The following is a 16,419-nucleotide window of genomic DNA, read 5'->3' as shown; positions in this document are numbered from 1 at the left end:
GATAATTTAACTGATTAATGCTCATGGTGACTCTGCTAAAATACGCTGATAAAACACGTTCAATGTAACTGGAAATTATTATGACTTGATGACATTTTAAGCAGCTTTATAAAGAATTTTATCGATCATCTTTGTCGGCAAAATTCGTTTTAATATTGCAAAGACCTTTGTTGGTGTCGTTATCCGGTAACGAATTTTGGGTTTCCCTGACTCCAGTGCATGGATCAATGGTGCCATACATGACTCCGGTGGAAGCGTGAACTTATTCGATGATTTTTCTTTATTTAGCCTGGTTAATTGTTTTTTATATTCTTCTTTGTGAACACTGGACTCGATATCGATCCAATGTTGAAAAGCATTCAGTGCATTGGATCTGAACTGAGTTTCTATTGGCCCGGGTTCTAATAACGAGATATGGATATTACTCCCCGTTAATTCAAGTCTTAATGTATCTGTCCAGCCTTCAATAGCAAATTTTGATGAATTGTAGGCACCACGGTATTTCATCGCAGCAAATCCAAGAATGGAACTAATCTGAATGATTCTTCCCGCTTTTTGTTTGCGAAAGTAGGGCAGTAATAGGGTTGTTAGCTCGTGCCAGCCAAAAAAGTTGGTGGTGAACTGGGCTTTTAATGCTTCAATGGGGAGATCTTCAATTGCTCCCGGCTGACCGTAAGCCCCGTTGTTAATGACGGCATAAAGATTATTACCACATATTTCCAGTGCCTGAGCAACACCTTGTCGGATACTGGATGAATCGGCCAAATCTAATTGAATACAGGTTAATCCGGACTTTTGGAGCATTTGAACATCTTGTTCCTTTCTGCAGGATGCAATTACGTTGTATCCTCTTTTCTGCAGCGTTAACGCGGCACAGAGTCCGATACCGGAAGAACAGCCTGTAATTAGAATATATTTTGTCATTATTTTGCCAATGTTTATTTGTGATGTTTTAGAATATCTTCCAGTGCCGGCCTAAGTCTAGGAAAGTTGAATATGAACTTTAAATCCGTCAGGGCTTTGGGTTTTGCCCGGGTGCTGTCAAAAAGCAGACAGGAAGACTCTCCCATAATAAGTGTCAGGACTTCTTTCGGAGTCCAGAGTAAATGTGGTCGGTGCAGTGTTGCAGCCAGTGACTGGCTGAAAAATTTATTGGTCACAGGATGTGGTGCTGTTAGATTAAATACCCCGTGAGCGTAAGGTGTTTTGATTAAAAATAAAATCGCCTGGATCATGTCATGAATATGAATCCAGGGCATATATTGCTTTCCTGAGCCCAAACATCCGCCAATTCCCAGTTTATAAGGTACCATCATTTTTTTTAATGCCCCTCCATTGGCAGAAAGTACAATTCCGGTTCGTAGGATACAGACTCTGGTATTTTCTGATGAAGCCTTTAAAGCGATATCTTCCCAGGTTTTGCATACGGTGTGAGTGAAAGAATTTGAATGTACTTTCAGGGTTTCGTCAAATGGATGCGCCTGTTGATCACCATAATAACCAACGGCTGAACCACTGATAAAAACACTGGGAGGATTAGTACTGGCATGCACTAAAGAGACCAGTTCTTGCGTGATATCCCAGCGGCTTGAACATATTTTTTCCTTTTGCAGTTTTGTCCAGCGTTTGTCTGCGATGGGTTCGCCTGCCAGATTGATGACCACATCAACATCATTGAGATGATCCAGCTTTTTCAAATCAGGAAGAAACGACAAATTCTGAGCGGGAAGATGTCTCAAAATGTGCTTGGCTCTGGGAATATTCCTAGTCAGAACAGATATCTGATTAGTACTTAACTGTTTTAGAAGTGTTGAGCCTATCAAACCGGTACCACCAGTAATCAGTATATTCATGTTCGCTCTTCCTGTTTCCGTATTCATACCCTTAAGGATAATTGATTCAGATATATCTACCAAACACTTAGTTTTATCATGTTGATGCTTTGTAATTAATTTAAGATCACACCACCAGATTATTTCTTCTGCCATTATTTATTAGGGTCAACAGACCCGTATGATTCTCAGCTAAGTTTTTAATCCGTGTCTTGTCCTGAAAAGTCTCTTTTTTGCTGAATAAGTATTTTGGAATTTGGGAAGATAGGATCTGATCTCTGTTATTCTTTCTGGTGGAGGATGGATGAAGCCAATAGTAGCGCTCATTAAAGCATTGATTGACAGCTTTAAAGATTTGTTACCGATTGTGTTCGTTGTTTTATTTTTCCAGATGATCGTCTTAAAGCAGCCAATGCCAAATTATTTTCATATTTTGTCTGGTGTCGGTTTGGTTATTGTCGGACTAACATTTTTTGTCTTCGGTCTCAATATGGCGTTGTTTCCGATTGGTGAAACACTCGCTCATGGGTTAGCGAATAAAGGCAGTGTGACTTATTTGCTGATTTTTGCTTTTTTTCTTGGATTTGGTACAACCATTGCCGAGCCGGCTTTAACGTCTGTCGCTGATAAAGCTGCGGAAGTGGCATCGCAGGGTGGGGTAATTGCCAGTGATCTGTCTGCTCAGGAAAGCTATTCTCACGGACTCAGAATTACCGTCGCTCTGGCCGTTGGTGTGGCGATTGTTTTGGGTGTGCTGAGAATTCTGGAAGGCTGGCCAATTCATATTATGATTATTGCGGGGTATCTGCTGGTTGTGATTCTGACGATATTTGCACCGGCTTCCATTATCGGTATTGCTTATGATTCTGGAGGGGTAACGACATCAACGATTACAGTTCCTTTAGTGACGGCGCTTGGCGTTGGTTTATCCTCAGTAATTAAAGGCAGGAATCCAATGATCGATGGATTTGGATTGATTGCGTTTGCATCGTTACTTCCCATGATATTCGTTCTGGTCTATGGGATGGTTATATCATGATGAGTTTTGAGCATTTCTGGATTACTTTTCTTTCGACAATCTCTGATGTTTTACCCATTGCTTCTGTTCTATTTCTTTTTCAGGTGGTTATTCTGAGAAAGCCGATTTCTCAGTTACCCAAGATAGTTTTAGGTTTTGGTTATGTGATTCTGGGGCTGACATTGTTCTTAATGGGACTGGAGGTGGCTCTGTTTCCTGTAGGGGAAACCATGGCTCATCAGCTGACTGCACCGGATTTTCTTTCGGCAGTTAAAATCAGCCAGGGTCTTGATGTTAAGTGGTTTGATTATTACTGGATTTATATTTTTGCATTTTGTATTGGTTTCAGTACGACAATTGCAGAACCATCGCTGATTGCCGTTGCAATAAAGGCGAATCAGGTTTCCGGGGGGGCGATTGGTACAACCGGGTTGCGATTATCTGTCGCTTTGGGAGTTGCGATAGGCATTTCATTGGGTTGTTATCGAATCGTTGTCGGTGATCCAATCCAATATTATATTATCGGCGGGTATATTATTGTTGTCATTCAAACGCATTTTTCGCCCAAATTAATCGTACCTTTAGCTTACGATTCTGGTGGTGTGACAACATCTACCGTCACTGTACCGATTGTCGCCGCTTTAGGTGTGGGGTTGGCTTCGACGGTTCCGGGACGTAGTCCGTTAATTGATGGATTTGGACTCATTGCTTTTGCCAGCTTATTTCCAATCATTTCAGTCATGGGATATGCACAGGTAACTCAGTGGCTAAATCGTAGAGCCCAGGAAAAGGAGAACAACAATGCGGTTTAAGTTAATCATTGCTTTTGTAGAAGATACAAAAACAACAAAAGTTTTGGATGCAGCCCGGGATGCCGGTGCGACCGGAGCAACAGTTATCAATAATGCGAGGGGGGAAGGGCTTAATAAGAAAAAAACATTTTTAGGATTAACACTTGAAGTTCAGAGAGATGTGGTTCTTTTGGTCGTGGAAGAACATCTGGCCCGCCATATTCTAGAAACGATAGACGATGTGGGAGAATTTGATACGGAGTCAGGTCAGGGTATTGCTTTTCAGATTGATATTGAAGATGTGGTTGGTATCTCGCACCAACTGAGTAAATTAACAAAAGTTGTCGAGGATGAGCTATGACGAAGCATGATATTTTAAAAGTCAGGGATGTCATGATGGATAATACGTACGCGATGGTTGATGGATTAACAACAGTTCATGAAGCAATACATATAGCAAAAAAGACAGAGGTTAAAGCTTTGCTTGTCCGGAAGCGCTATGATGACGATGAGTATGGCATTGTATTAATGAATGATATTGCTAAAAAAGTACTGGCAAAAAATCGTTCTCCGAAACGAACGAATATTTACGAAATAATGACGAAACCTGCGCTATCAGTGAGTCCTGATATGAAATTAAAGTATTGTGCCAGACTGTTTGAGCATTTCGGTATAAGCCGGGCTCCTGTTGTAGAAGATGGGGAAGTTATCGGTATGGTCAGTTACAACAACATTGTGATGAACGGTATGGTAGATGATGACGTTAAGGATTAAAAACCTTACAATCTTTAAATAATTAAAAGAGATAGGGTTGTAGTATGCGTATTTTAATTGCTTCAGATCTTCATGGTTCTTTACCGGCAACAGAAAAGGTATTAAAGGCTTATAAAGAACTGAATGCGGACCATTTAATCCTGTTAGGCGATTTGCTCAATCATGGTCCGAGAAACCCGATACCTGATGGTTATGCACCGGCGAAAGTTGCTGAAAAATTAAATGAAATGGCTGACCATATTCTGGCTGTAAGAGGGAATTGCGATAGTGATGTAGACCAGATGTTACTGAATTTCCCCATGATGAGTGATTTTTCATGGTTAATACTCGAATCTGGTGTTCGTTTGTTTTTGACTCATGGACATCTTTACCATAAAGATGTGTTGCCGCCACTGGCTAATGGTGATGTTTTCGTTCATGGTCATACTCATATTCCGGTAGCCGATCCAGAACGTGAAATTTGGATTTTTAACCCTGGGTCAACCACTTTCCCTAAAGCGAATTTTGTCACCAGCTTTGGTTTATATGAGAACAATACGTTAAAAGTGATGGATTTTGATTATCAGGTGATTAAAGAACTAAAACTGAAGTAACTGAGGTGAAAGAAAAAAGTGCCAGAATGAACTCCGGCACTTTTTATTAATCTGAGTATAATAAAGTTGAATCATGGTTAAGGCCGGTGAAAAGTAAGGTATGATCATTCACGATATCCACTCTCCGGCTTTGTTGAGCATCCATTTTGAAAAACTGGGTAACGATATCCAGTTGTTCAGGTGAAAAGTCTTTACTTTGTTTTGAAGAAATATCTTTGAACTGATTGGGAGAAATCAGGAGATAATTTTCACTCATACTCCATGTACCCGTCTCAGAAATATTGATTGTGCTTTCCGGCTCTTTGCCATTCTCTGCAGAAAATAATTTTATCACGGAAACCCGGATATAATTGGAATTAGGCAGGTATTTGACGTTAGAAGTTATAACCACTTTTTTTAAAGAGTTGACGGATAATTCCTCGTCTTTAGTTTTAATAATGGTGATCATTCTGGATTGCCATTCACGTGACATGACCAACTGCTTTAATTTGACGTTGCTACCCAGATAGATCCATAGACTTAATCCAACGGACAGCAATAATAAAATAACAGCTACTTTTTTATTCATACTTTTTACCGGCAGACTCTAGAGAGTTCATCATGATCAGCGACAATGGTTATTGTAACATTTCTTTCCTGATTCTCAGGCAGGAATACATAATTAAGAGACAGCTTATCTTCCAATCCACCAGTTGCAATCAGACGAGCTGGAGACGGTTGGTCTTTATGCATCTCTTCATATCTGTTCAGGCATAGCTCAATAGATGGAAGCCAGGAAGCTAGCTCTGGATTATTGGCTGGGACTTCAATGCTAACATTTTTATAAATATCAAGTTGATGAAAGGTTGTTGCTTTGGGGTCTCCGGACGAAAAAGCCAAAATTGGAATTAATATGGCTAAAAATAGAGATATGATGGCAGTTTTAGGCCAGTGTTTTGCAGGGTGGGTACCCTTATCCGATAAATTTCCGGTCCCGCGAGCAGACAATTTATTGATTGGCTCCTGTTGTTGTTCTTTGACAATTTGTTTATCCGGTGACTCAGAATGAAGTGGCTGACTGTTGGTGTCTTGGTCAGATGTCTGATGATTGCTGGATTCTGATAATAGTTCTGCGTCTTCTTTATCCTGTGCTTGTATTGCGCTTTTGGATGCGGTTGTTTTTTCGACCGTCGCAATAAATTGATAACCGCGTTTGGGAACTGTCTTCACAAACGCCGGAGATTTAGTCGAGTCGTCCAGAATTTTTCTTAATGTTGATATTGCCTGAGTCAGGCTGGAGTTATCGACTTCAAACCCTTGTTGTCTCCACACAAAGTCATGCAGCTCATCTCGTTTTATTACATCCAATGGGTGGAGAACAAACATTAAGAGTATACGACTTTCATTGCTTCCGAGGCGGACAGACTCTTCACTTGTCTTATTGAAAAGCGTATTGCTGTTTGGGTCAAATATAAATTGATTTGCCAGGATGAACTTTGTGCCTAAGGTATTCATCGATATCTTCTTAATAAGCTTGTGATCAAAATGATTGATTCTGAAAAATTATGCAGAATTCAGAGTTAAGAGCGAGTTAATAAATATATGTTTGTGCTCTCAATGAAGTTGGTTTGGTACTAAGTCTACTGATATTGATGAAAAAAAACAGAGTTTTTTAAATATTCACATCTTGAATTCCGAATTTCCACCCTTATGTTACTAACAATGACATTATTTATTGCTTTAAATTATGCAATAAGACTAATAAACGAATGCTTGTGGAGTAAGAAATGAGCGAAACTGCAACCAGCAATAAAGAAACACGTGGGTTTCAATCAGAAGTTAAGCAATTACTACATCTAATGATTCACTCTCTTTATTCGAATAAAGAGATTTTTTTACGTGAGTTAATTTCTAATGCGTCTGACGCAGCTGATAAATTACGTTTTCAGGCATTGTCTGATTCGGATTTATATCAGGGAGATGCCGATCTTTCCGTGAGGATCGCTTTCGATTCAGATGCTAATACGTTGACCATCTCAGATAACGGTATCGGTATGAACCGTGAAAGTGTGATTGAAAACCTGGGAACCATTGCCCGCTCCGGAACTAAGGAATTTTTTGCTCAGCTTTCCAGCGATCAGGTTAAAGATTCACAATTAATCGGTCAGTTTGGTGTTGGTTTTTATTCTGCATTTATTGTTGCGGATGCTGTGACAGTAAGAACTCGTGCGGCTGACGAAAGTCCGGAACAGGGTAGTCAATGGCATTCACAAGGTGAAGGTGAATATACCATTGAAACTATCACCAAAGAAACGCGTGGTACCGATATTGTTCTGCACATGCGTGAAGAAGGTAAAGAGTTTCTATCTGAATGGCGTCTTAAAGAATTAGTTTCAAAATATTCTGACCATATTGGTATTCCGGTTTATATTCATATTGCGAAACGTGATGAGGAAGGTAAAGAAACCGGGGAAAAAGAGTGGGAAAAAATTAATAAGGCGGAAGCGCTTTGGACCCGCAATAAATCGGATATTTCTGATGAGGATTATAAAGAATTCTACAAACATGTTTCGAATGATTATGGTGACCCACTAGTCTGGAGTCATAACCGTGTTGAAGGCAAAAATGATTACACCAGCTTGTTGTATATTCCTTCAAAAGCACCATGGGATATGATGCAGCGAGATCACCGTCATGGTTTGAAACTTTATGTTCAGCGCGTGTTTATTATGGATGACGCTGAGCAGTTTATGCCATCTTATTTAAGATTTGTCCGTGGTCTGATTGATTCAAATGATCTGCCATTGAACGTATCTCGTGAGATCTTACAGGACAGTAAAGTGACTCAGTCTCTGAGAAATGCATGTACTAAGCGTGTATTGACCATGCTGGAGAAACTGGCCAATAAAGACAAAGAAAAATATCAGAGTTTCTGGAAAGAATTCGGTCTGGTCATGAAAGAAGGCCCGGCGGAAGACATGTCTAATAAAGAAAAAATTGCCGGATTACTCCGTTTTGCGTCAACGCATACAGACAACTCAGAACAGAGTGTTGATCTGAAATCGTACGTTGAGCGTATGAAAGAAGGTCAGGATAAGATCTATTACATTACGGCCGACAGTTACGCCGCGGCAAAAAACAGCCCGCACCTTGAGCAGTTCAAGGCGAAGGGGCTGGAAGTGATTCTGATGTACGATCGTATTGATGAATGGCTGATGAACTATCTGACCGAATTTGACGGTAAGTCCTTCCAGTCTATTACGAAAGCCGGTCTGGATTTATCTCAGTTTGAAGATGAAGCGGAAAAAGAAAAACATAAAGAGACTGAGGAAGAATTTAAATCGGTTGTTGAAAGAACTAAAGAATACCTTGGTGAACGCGTTAAAGATGTTCGCACGACGTTCAAACTGGCTTCGACTCCGGCCGTTGTGGTAACGGATGATTATGAAATCGGTACTCAAATGGCGAAATTACTGGAAGCGGCCGGTCAGGCTGCACCGGAAGTGAAGTACATTTTAGAACTGAATCCTGAGCACTCGCTAGTTAAGAAAATGGCCGATGAGCCTGACGAAGAGTTATTCGGTCGTTGGGTTGAATTGCTATTGGGTCAGGCAACGCTGGCAGAACGTGGTTCTATGGAAGATCCGTCTCAGTTCTTGTCTGCTGTCAATGACTTACTGGTAAAATCTTAATGATTACCGGAATGAATTATCGATGATAGCTGAGAGCTCGCAACCTGCGAGCTCTCACTGTTTTGTACGTTAGTGATTTAATCCGTATTCTGAAGGTGACGACGATTGGAATCTTTATTCTAATTTCGATCCGAACTGACATTTTTTATGGTAGTATTCGTGCCCTGATTTCTTTGTTAGCGGAGTTTTCTTTCCGTCAATAGAAAGAAGGACGTCTGATTTTATACCGAAATTTATCGTTGCTTACTGTATCTCTGTAAGTTTCGGTATAACACATTATTTTTAAAGAGGATTTAACATGCGCATCATTCTTTTAGGTGCTCCTGGTGCTGGTAAAGGTACACAAGCTCAGTTCATTATGGATAAGTATGGTATTCCGCAAATCTCAACGGGTGATATGTTGAGAGGAGCAATTAAAGCCGGTACGGAGCTTGGACTTAAAGCGAAATCGGTAATCGATGCAGGTCAGCTTGTTTCTGATGATATCATTTTAGGACTGATCAAAGAGCGTATAGCACAATCCGATTGCGAGAAAGGCTTTTTGCTGGATGGCTTCCCACGCACAATTCCTCAGGCAGATGGTCTGAAAGAGCTTGGTGTTAATATTGATTACGTTATCGAATTTGATGTTGCGGATAATGTTATTGTTGAACGTATGGCTGGACGTCGGGTCCATTTAGCCTCTGGACGTACTTATCACGTTGTTTACAATCCGCCGAAAGTGGAAGGTAAAGATGATGTGACCGGCGAAGATCTGATTGTTCGTGAAGATGACAAAGAAGAAACTGTTCGTGCACGCCTCGGTGTGTATCATGAACAAACTGCACCATTAATTGAATATTATGGAAAAGAAGCTGTTGCCGGTAATACTAAGTATTTGAAATTTGATGGAACAAAACCGGTTGCAGATGTTAGTGCTGATATTGAGAAAGCCCTTGCTTAATCATTGCTTACATTTCATAAGAAAGCGACTACAAATAGTCGCTTTTTTTATCTTTTAAGCATGATAGTATTTTTAATGTTTCAGGGGATGGGTTTAGGGTAAATGAAAAGGAGGAGTGATGAAGTCTGAACAGGTAGGCGTTCTTTTAGCGAATTTAGGCACACCTGCACAACCGAATACTTCGGGTGTCAGAGCGTTTCTGGCTCAGTTTCTGCACGATAAGAGAGTGGTGGATTTAAGCCGTTGGCTATGGTGCCCGCTTTTGCACGGCATTATCCTTCCTTTGCGTTCTCCTAAAGTGGCTAAATTGTACCAGTCTATTTGGATGGAGGAGGGGTCTCCTCTGATGGTGTATTCAAAACGACAGCGAGATAAATTATCGGCGCGTCTGAATATCCCGGTCGAGCTGGGGATGACCTATGGCGAACCCTCGGTTGAACAGGGGCTAAAAAAATTATTAGATCAAGGGGTAACGTCAGTAAAAATACTCCCGTTATACCCTCAATATTCCGGTTCTACAACGGGGGCCGTTTTTGATGCTGTTGCGAAAGTCTTTATGAATTGCCGTATTGTTCCTGATTTTAACTTTATCCGGGATTATTATTCACACCCGCTTTATATTCGCGCATTAGCCTCTTCCGTCAAGGAATACTGGGAGAAACACGGGAAAGGCGACTATTTGCTGTGTTCTTATCATGGTATTCCCCAACGTTATGCAGATAACGGCGATATTTACCCTGCTCACTGTGAGCAAACAACCCGGTTATTAGCAAAAGAGCTTGGACTCGATAATGATAAAATCGGGCATAGTTATCAGTCGAGATTCGGCCGGGAAGAGTGGATGAAACCCTATACCGATGAAACGTTACAATTATTACCGGAAAAAGGAATTCAAAATCTTGATATTATTTCGCCTGCGTTTTCCGTGGATTGTCTGGAAACGCTGGAAGAAATTGCTGAACAGGGAAAGTCTCAGTTTTTGGAGGCAGGGGGGAAATCGTATCAATTTATCCCTTGTCTGAACGATTCCGATTTGCACATTGATATGATGCAATCACTGATAGAAGCACTCTAAACTAACAGAAGTGCCTGAGAAAAAAGAGATTATAGCCTGAAAAATCGGTTGGCGTAGAATTATGAAAAAATGGTATTTGTTGTATTGCAAACGGGGTGATCAAGCCAGAGCAAAGCAACATCTGAGTCGTCAGAATGTTGAGTGCTTTTATCCGGAAATTAAGGTTGAGAAAATTCTCCGGGGGAAAAAACAGGTTGTTCAGGAGCCATTATTCCCATCTTATGTTTTTGTCAATTTTGACTATGAGGCGGGGCCGTCGTTTACTACGGTTCGTTCAACCCGAGGCGTTGTGGATTTCATTCGATTTGGTAATCATCCGGCAGAAGTGAATGAGCAGCTGATTGATGAGTTACAGGCTTTTGAACCTGAGCTCAGTGAGACGAAAGTGATGATGCCTAAAAAAGGGCAGGCTGTAAGAGTCAAAGCCGGACAATTTGCCGGTATCGATGCTATTTATCAGGAGCCCGATGGAGAAACACGGTCTTTTATGTTGATTAAACTGATCAACCGCCCGGTATCGTTAAGTATTGATAATAAAGATTTGGAGCTATAGGTTACTCCTTTATCAGGTTGGTATTTTGTTTCACATAGTGGAAGTAAGAAAAAGGCGCTTGTTCAGCGCCTTTTTTGTCATTCGTTATTACGAAATGTATGTATTAGTAAGCGTCTTTATGGACGCTTTTTACTGCCCGGCCGGATGGATCGGCCATTGACTTAAAGGATTCATCCCATTCGATGGCTTTCGCTGAAGAACAAGCAACAGATGGCCCGCCAGGAACGCAGTGTACCGCTGATTCCAGAGGGAACAGTTCTTCGAAGATTTCCCGGTATACGTACGCTTCTTTCGTTGTTGGCGTGTTGTATGGGAATCGGTACTGAGCCGTTTCCATTTGTTGGTCGGTGATTTTTGCTTCGGCCGTTTCTTTCAGAGTGTCAATCCAGTTATATCCGACACCATCAGAGAATTGTTCTTTCTGACGCCATGCGATAGATTCCGGAAGATAGTCTTCAAAGCACTCACGTAGGATGTGTTTTTCCATTTTTCCGTTACCACACATCTTATCTTTTGGATTCAGACGCATGGCAACATCAATAAATTCTTTGTCCAGGAAAGGTACACGGCCTTCCACTCCCCATGCTGCAAGAGACTTATTGGCGCGTGCACAGTCAAACATGTTTAGTGCTAATAATTTACGAACAGTTTCCTCATGGAATTCTTGTGCGTTTGGAGCTTTGTGGAAGTAAAGGTAGCCACCAAAGATTTCGTCTGCGCCTTCACCGGAAAGCACCATCTTGATGCCCATGGCTTTAATTTTGCGTCCCATCAAAAACATCGGGGTCGATGCCCGGATGGTTGTGACATCATAAGTTTCAATATGATAAATCACATCCCGGATCGCATCCAACCCTTCCTGAATGGTGTAGGTCATTTCATGATGAACCGTGCCGATCTGTTCAGCGACTTCTCTTGCTGCCTTAAGATCGGGTGCACCTTCCAGTCCGATGGCAAATGAGTGCAGTTGTGGCCACCATGCGGCTGATTTTTCATCATCCTCGATACGCATGGCCGCGAAACGTTTGGCAACAGCTGATGTGATCGAAGAGTCCAGTCCACCGGAAAGTAATACGCCATAGGGCACATCTGTCATTAACTGGCGTTTCACTGCCGCTTCAAGTGCTTCGGTTAGTTCTTCTTTGCTACTGACATTATCCTGTACTGCTGCGTATTCCATCCAGTCACGGGCATAATAGCGTACGGGTTCGGCATCTTTTGAGCCGTAGTAACAACCTGGAGGGAATTCGCTAATGGTTTTACATACCGGGGTCAGAGCCTTCATTTCAGAGGCGACATAGTAGTTTCCATGCTCATCGGTTCCCTGATACATCGGAATGATACCGATGTGATCACGGCCGACTAAATACTCATCTTTTTCTTCATCATACAGAACAAAAGCAAAAATACCGTTGAGTTCTTCAAGAAGGTCGGCACCTAAATCTTCGTATAGCGCAAGAATGACTTCGCAATCAGACTGGGTTTGAAAATCGTATTTACCGGCATAGCGGGCACGAATTTCTTTGTGGTTGTAGATTTCACCGTTGACGGCAAGAATGTGTTTTTTATTTGGGCTGTATAGAGGTTGTGCGCCACTATTCAAATCAACGATAGACAGGCGTTCATGGGCAAGAATTGCGTGATCTGAGGCATAGATACCAGACCAGTCCGGTCCCCGGTGGCGTAATTTTTTTGACATTTCAAGCGCAACCGGTCTTAACGCCGCTGCATCACTTTTGATGTCCAGAATCCCAAATATAGAACACATACTCATTCCTTTTTTTATATTATTTAACTTGATGGCTTAAATTTGCCACTTTCATTAAAAAAAACAACCCAAAAATAGTAAAAATCTTTAATTGATTCTCTGTTGGTGAATTTTTTTTAAAAGTAAACCAATAATGATAAATATTTTTTAATGAAAGCTAGTATTTAATCAACACCTCATCAATCAGCCGGGTGAAATGAGGGATCTAATTCATGACAGACATGTCTGGCAAAACCGCTTCCGGCTTCACTATACACATTAAATGCCGCATGCGCTCCGGACGCCAATAAGGTATCTATCTGGTCCGGGTAATTTGCTATCGCTGCAATTTTGCCTTTAAACCCCTGGCTTTTAAGTTGCTCAAGTGCAATTTGATTGGCCTGATGATGGGGCATAGAAAGTAAAATGAGGCTTACCTGACCGGTATCGACAATTCTGGACCAGAAATCACTGTCTGTGGCGTCCCCCCGGATCACATTGCGTCCTTTCGCCTGATGGTGTTTCACGGATTCTTCTACCAGTTCTACTCCCAGACAAATAGGTCCGTATTGCCTTTCAAATTCATCATAGGCTCCCGCGCCAATTCTTCCCATTCCCAGAACCAAAATTTGAGATTGACCCGGAGAGATCAACTGATCTTTAGAATGAAGCTCTTCCATACTGACTTCTTTCAGGAATTTGCGATTATTGAAATACAGGGTATTACTGAATTTATTGAGCGGAACGGAAATGAGAAACGAGAGGGGCACGGCGACCGCCAATGCGACCAGAAGATCCGAATTTATCCACCCACTTCGGTAGGCGAGCCCCCCGACAATTAGCCCAAATTCACTAAAGTTCAGTAAGGTGAGGGTGGCAAGAAACGTCGTTCTTACCCGGAAATGGAATCGGTTTATCACCTGATAGTACAACAATGCTTTTACCGGCAGCAGTAAAATCAAAATAAAGGCCAGCAAAATACCGGCCAGAGTGGGTTCGGCATCCAGACCGATGTTAAGGAAAAAACAGACCAGAAAGAGCTCTTTTAAATTTAACAGCGATTTTGATAATTCTGAGGCTTTTCTGTGTCCTGCCAGCAGCATGCCAAGAATGATTGCCCCTAAATCCGGCTTTAATCCAACCAGATGAAACAGCCCGGCCCCCGTGACAAGAGCAAAGAACATCCCGGAAAGCACCAGCATTTCGCCATGGCCGGCGTGATCAAGCAGTTTATAAAAAAGAGGCCGGATAAACGGCAGGATAAACAGGGCGACGGCATACCATTCCGGTATTTTTCCTGTTGAGGCCGTCAGAAACAAGACGGCGAATATATCCTGCATGACTAAAATACCGATGGTCAGATTGCCATACGTTGCATTAAATTCACCTTTTTCCTGTAATGTTTTGACGGCAAAAACAGTACTGGAAAAGGAAAGAGCAAAGCCAATAATGGCCAGACTACCAAGAGACATGCCTGCAAAACTGGCAATCCCGAGATTTTTGAGCATGACTAACAGCAGGCTAAAGGCTGCGGTAGAGAGAAGATTGTGTACGGTGGCGCCTAACCAGACTTCTTTCGAAAGCAGTGTTTTGACATCCAGCTTTAAGCCAATGGTAAAAAGAAGAAGGGTAACACCGAGGTCGGAAAGTGTGGATGTCGCTTCCGTTGGTCGGAATCCATAAAGATGAAGGATAAACCCGGCAGCGAGAAATCCAACCAGAGGCGGGAGTTTGACTTTTAGGGCTGCATACCCTGCTAAAAATGCGGCAGAAAGAACAATAAGATCCATTTTGATAATCTATTGATAATTAAAGGCGACGTTTATAGTAACACATCGCCTTAACAGGAGTGCATCAAGATGATCATTCACCCATCAATTTTTGCAGTAAGACACCATTCAACATGGCTCTTTTTATCATGGCAAACGCCGCAATAGTGGGTTGTTTGTACACTTCGGATGCAACAATAGGTAAGTTTTTATAGAAGGCTTTGAGCGACTGGCTTTCAACATTTCGCTCAATGGCGGGGAAAATCAAATCTTTTGCTGTCGTGATCTGACCGGCAATCACAATTTTCTGTGGGTTAAATAGGTTTACGGTGATAGCAACGGCTTTGCCAATATGGTTTCCGACATTGAACAGGATTTGACGTGATAATTCGTCACCTAAATTGGCATGAGCGCAAATATCTTCAATGGCAATACTACTCAGTTCAGCAAGTGACGAAGGGTGGCCTTGTTCCAGAAGTTGGTGAACACGTCTCAGTATAGCCGGGTTAGAGGCGACCGTTTCCAGGCACCCAAAGTTACCACACTGACAGCGGTCTCCCAAAGGATCAATCTGAATGTGTCCGATTTCACCAACATTACGGTTATACCCAAGAAATATCTGACCATTAACAATCATCCCGGCACCGGTTCCTCTACCAACACTGATCAAAATGGAATCTTGGCTGTCTTTGCTTGCACCAAAGTAGTGTTCAGCAAGTGCTAAGCCTCTGATGTCATTACCAATGAAACATTCAACACCAAAATGATCATGGATAATATCGCCGAGAGAAAGTGCATCAATTTCGACATTGTGCATGTACTCAACGACACCCAGCTCCGGGTTTACTAAGCCAGGGAGTACAATACCAATAGCAATGAGTTGCTCCATCTGCTCTTTGTAGGAATGAATAAAAGAACGTATATAGTCAATCAGACCTTCGATAAGTTCGTTTTGGTGAAGATAATTGAATTCATGATATTCCGAGGCGATTTCGTTTGCACCAAGATCATATAATGATACTTGTACATAGTCACGCCCCAGCCGGACAGCTATAGAGTGGAATGGCGACGTTTCTGTCTTTAAAGAAATGGCTCTTCTGCCACCGGTTGATGCTTGCTGAGCGACTTCTTTTATCAATCCTTTTTCGAGTAATTGGCGGGTTATTTTTGTTACGCTGGCCGGAGCCAGTTGACTTAACTCTGCAACCTGAATTCTTGAAATTGGTCCTTTCTGGTCGATAAGCCTGTAGACTGCAGCACCGTTTAATTGCTTAACTAAATCAACGTTGCCTTTTTGTGTACCATTCATTACTTGATTGCTCGACTTGCATTTATAATTGTATATAGTATGAAAAATGAGCTAATTCTGACTCATTTCTGGTTTCTGTTAATGAAGTAATGACTTGATATATTGATGTCGCTGAGCTTATTCAGAAAAGGAACAGCGTAAAATTACGGTCATATACGATTGATAGAAAAATCAGTCCATGATTTTGTATCATATCGTTACTTTCAACAACTTCACGCATTAATATACTTTTTTGATCATAAAAATAAAGTAATCTGAATACCGATAGGTTCAGGCTGTGGAATACATCACTATATTATGTATTTTGTGTGACGCCCTGACTGTTTCTTTGGATATCCGGTTTG

At 41.6% G+C, this 16,419-nt stretch carries 16 protein-coding genes; 9 read left to right on the top strand and 7 right to left on the bottom strand.

The features are described from left to right. Window positions 1-96 precede the first annotated feature (96 nt). Both LRQ06_RS03245 and LRQ06_RS03240 read right to left on the bottom strand, forming a co-directional pair. Complete coding sequence (locus tag LRQ06_RS03245) at window positions 97-924, bottom strand: SDR family oxidoreductase (protein WP_232765005.1); 828 nt, start codon at window positions 922-924, stop codon at window positions 97-99. A 14-nt stretch (window positions 925-938) separates the two neighbouring features. Then, a complete protein-coding gene (locus LRQ06_RS03240) occupies window positions 939-1,853 on the bottom strand; it encodes a TIGR01777 family oxidoreductase (protein ID WP_232765004.1) in 915 nt (304 codons plus the stop codon). Window positions 1,854-2,136: 283 nt separating this feature from the next. Here LRQ06_RS03240 and LRQ06_RS03235 point away from each other — a divergent pair, with 283 nt between their 5' ends. Genes LRQ06_RS03235 through yfcE form a run of 5 tightly spaced genes read left to right on the top strand, consistent with a single transcriptional unit; the run spans window position 2,137 to window position 5,008 of the window. Beyond that, window positions 2,137-2,871 (top strand): DUF1538 domain-containing protein, encoded by a 735-nt coding sequence (locus LRQ06_RS03235; RefSeq protein WP_232765003.1) that lies wholly within the window; start codon window positions 2,137-2,139, stop codon window positions 2,869-2,871. Further along, window positions 2,868-3,662, top strand: a complete 795-nt coding sequence (locus LRQ06_RS03230) for a DUF1538 domain-containing protein (RefSeq protein ID WP_232765002.1) — start codon at window positions 2,868-2,870, stop codon at window positions 3,660-3,662. Before LRQ06_RS03235 ends, LRQ06_RS03230 begins: the two co-directional genes overlap by 4 nt. Continuing rightward, window positions 3,652-4,002 carry a P-II family nitrogen regulator gene (locus LRQ06_RS03225; protein WP_232765001.1) on the top strand — a complete coding sequence of 117 codons (351 nt, stop codon included), beginning with the start codon at window positions 3,652-3,654 and terminating at the stop codon, window positions 4,000-4,002. The genes LRQ06_RS03230 and LRQ06_RS03225 overlap by 11 nt, the downstream gene beginning before the upstream one ends. Further along, on the top strand, window positions 3,999-4,415 hold the full coding sequence (locus LRQ06_RS03220) for a CBS domain-containing protein (protein ID WP_232765000.1): 417 nt from the start codon (window positions 3,999-4,001) through the stop codon (window positions 4,413-4,415). Before LRQ06_RS03225 ends, LRQ06_RS03220 begins: the two co-directional genes overlap by 4 nt. Window positions 4,416-4,459: 44 nt before the next feature. Next, window positions 4,460-5,008, top strand: a complete 549-nt coding sequence (gene yfcE / locus LRQ06_RS03215) for a phosphodiesterase (RefSeq protein WP_232764999.1) — start codon at window positions 4,460-4,462, stop codon at window positions 5,006-5,008. 46 nt (window positions 5,009-5,054) lie between these two features. Here yfcE and LRQ06_RS03210 read toward each other — a convergent pair whose 3' ends face one another. Beyond that, window positions 5,055-5,576 carry a regulatory protein ToxS gene (locus LRQ06_RS03210; protein ID WP_232764998.1) on the bottom strand — a complete coding sequence of 174 codons (522 nt, stop codon included), beginning with the start codon at window positions 5,574-5,576 and terminating at the stop codon, window positions 5,055-5,057. Between the two features lie 5 nt (window positions 5,577-5,581). Beyond that, on the bottom strand, window positions 5,582-6,502 hold the full coding sequence (locus tag LRQ06_RS03205) for a winged helix-turn-helix domain-containing protein (protein WP_232764997.1): 921 nt from the start codon (window positions 6,500-6,502) through the stop codon (window positions 5,582-5,584). 272 nt (window positions 6,503-6,774) lie between these two features. Here LRQ06_RS03205 and htpG point away from each other — a divergent pair, with 272 nt between their 5' ends. The 4 genes from htpG (at window position 6,775) to rfaH (ending at window position 11,250) form a co-directional block, all read left to right on the top strand. After that, window positions 6,775-8,679, top strand: a complete 1,905-nt coding sequence (gene htpG, locus LRQ06_RS03200) for a molecular chaperone HtpG (RefSeq protein ID WP_232764996.1) — start codon at window positions 6,775-6,777, stop codon at window positions 8,677-8,679. A gap of 298 nt (window positions 8,680-8,977) precedes the next feature. Next, window positions 8,978-9,622, top strand: a complete 645-nt coding sequence (gene adk, locus LRQ06_RS03195; protein WP_232764995.1) for an adenylate kinase — start codon at window positions 8,978-8,980, stop codon at window positions 9,620-9,622. 118 nt (window positions 9,623-9,740) lie between these two features. Then, window positions 9,741-10,697, top strand: coding sequence for a ferrochelatase (gene hemH, locus LRQ06_RS03190; RefSeq protein ID WP_232764994.1), 957 nt, complete (start codon window positions 9,741-9,743; stop codon window positions 10,695-10,697). 61 nt (window positions 10,698-10,758) lie between these two features. Beyond that, complete coding sequence (gene rfaH, locus LRQ06_RS03185) at window positions 10,759-11,250, top strand: transcription/translation regulatory transformer protein RfaH (RefSeq protein ID WP_232764993.1); 492 nt, start codon at window positions 10,759-10,761, stop codon at window positions 11,248-11,250. 103 nt (window positions 11,251-11,353) lie between these two features. On the opposite strand, the gene asnB is transcribed toward rfaH, so the two are convergent. The 3 genes from asnB to nagC all read right to left on the bottom strand — a co-directional run bounded on the left by asnB (window position 11,354) and on the right by nagC (window position 16,075). Beyond that, entirely contained in the window at window positions 11,354-13,018 is a 1,665-nt protein-coding gene (gene asnB / locus LRQ06_RS03180) for an asparagine synthase B (protein WP_232764992.1), read from the bottom strand. Window positions 13,019-13,197: 179 nt separating this feature from the next. Further along, window positions 13,198-14,787, bottom strand: coding sequence for a cation:proton antiporter domain-containing protein (locus LRQ06_RS03175; protein ID WP_232764991.1), 1,590 nt, complete (start codon window positions 14,785-14,787; stop codon window positions 13,198-13,200). 73 nt (window positions 14,788-14,860) lie between these two features. Beyond that, on the bottom strand, window positions 14,861-16,075 hold the full coding sequence (gene nagC / locus LRQ06_RS03170; RefSeq protein ID WP_232764990.1) for a DNA-binding transcriptional regulator NagC: 1,215 nt from the start codon (window positions 16,073-16,075) through the stop codon (window positions 14,861-14,863). Window positions 16,076-16,419 lie beyond the last annotated feature (344 nt).

Origin of the sequence: Vibrio salinus (genome assembly GCF_021272385.1) — a bacterium.
GTDB lineage: Bacteria > Pseudomonadota > Gammaproteobacteria > Enterobacterales > Vibrionaceae > Vibrio > Vibrio salinus.
The sequence above is the reverse complement of the archived record's forward strand: the minus strand, read 5'-3'. Positions and strand labels throughout refer to the sequence as shown.

Coding starts and splice junctions, on each gene's coding strand:
- LRQ06_RS03235 (WP_232765003.1), top strand. CDS start 2,137: ATGAAGCCAATAGTAGCGCTCATTAAAGCATTGATTGACAGCTTTAAA.
- asnB (WP_232764992.1), bottom strand. CDS start 13,018: ATGTGTTCTATATTTGGGATTCTGGACATCAAAAGTGATGCAGCGGCG.
- LRQ06_RS03225 (WP_232765001.1), top strand. CDS start 3,652: ATGCGGTTTAAGTTAATCATTGCTTTTGTAGAAGATACAAAAACAACA.
- rfaH (WP_232764993.1), top strand. CDS start 10,759: ATGAAAAAATGGTATTTGTTGTATTGCAAACGGGGTGATCAAGCCAGA.
- LRQ06_RS03175 (WP_232764991.1), bottom strand. CDS start 14,787: ATGGATCTTATTGTTCTTTCTGCCGCATTTTTAGCAGGGTATGCAGCC.
- nagC (WP_232764990.1), bottom strand. CDS start 16,075: ATGAATGGTACACAAAAAGGCAACGTTGATTTAGTTAAGCAATTAAAC.
- yfcE (WP_232764999.1), top strand. CDS start 4,460: ATGCGTATTTTAATTGCTTCAGATCTTCATGGTTCTTTACCGGCAACA.
- hemH (WP_232764994.1), top strand. CDS start 9,741: ATGAAGTCTGAACAGGTAGGCGTTCTTTTAGCGAATTTAGGCACACCT.
- LRQ06_RS03240 (WP_232765004.1), bottom strand. CDS start 1,853: ATGAATATACTGATTACTGGTGGTACCGGTTTGATAGGCTCAACACTT.
- LRQ06_RS03210 (WP_232764998.1), bottom strand. CDS start 5,576: ATGAATAAAAAAGTAGCTGTTATTTTATTATTGCTGTCCGTTGGATTA.
- LRQ06_RS03230 (WP_232765002.1), top strand. CDS start 2,868: ATGATGAGTTTTGAGCATTTCTGGATTACTTTTCTTTCGACAATCTCT.
- adk (WP_232764995.1), top strand. CDS start 8,978: ATGCGCATCATTCTTTTAGGTGCTCCTGGTGCTGGTAAAGGTACACAA.
- LRQ06_RS03205 (WP_232764997.1), bottom strand. CDS start 6,502: ATGAATACCTTAGGCACAAAGTTCATCCTGGCAAATCAATTTATATTT.
- LRQ06_RS03245 (WP_232765005.1), bottom strand. CDS start 924: ATGACAAAATATATTCTAATTACAGGCTGTTCTTCCGGTATCGGACTC.
- htpG (WP_232764996.1), top strand. CDS start 6,775: ATGAGCGAAACTGCAACCAGCAATAAAGAAACACGTGGGTTTCAATCA.
- LRQ06_RS03220 (WP_232765000.1), top strand. CDS start 3,999: ATGACGAAGCATGATATTTTAAAAGTCAGGGATGTCATGATGGATAAT.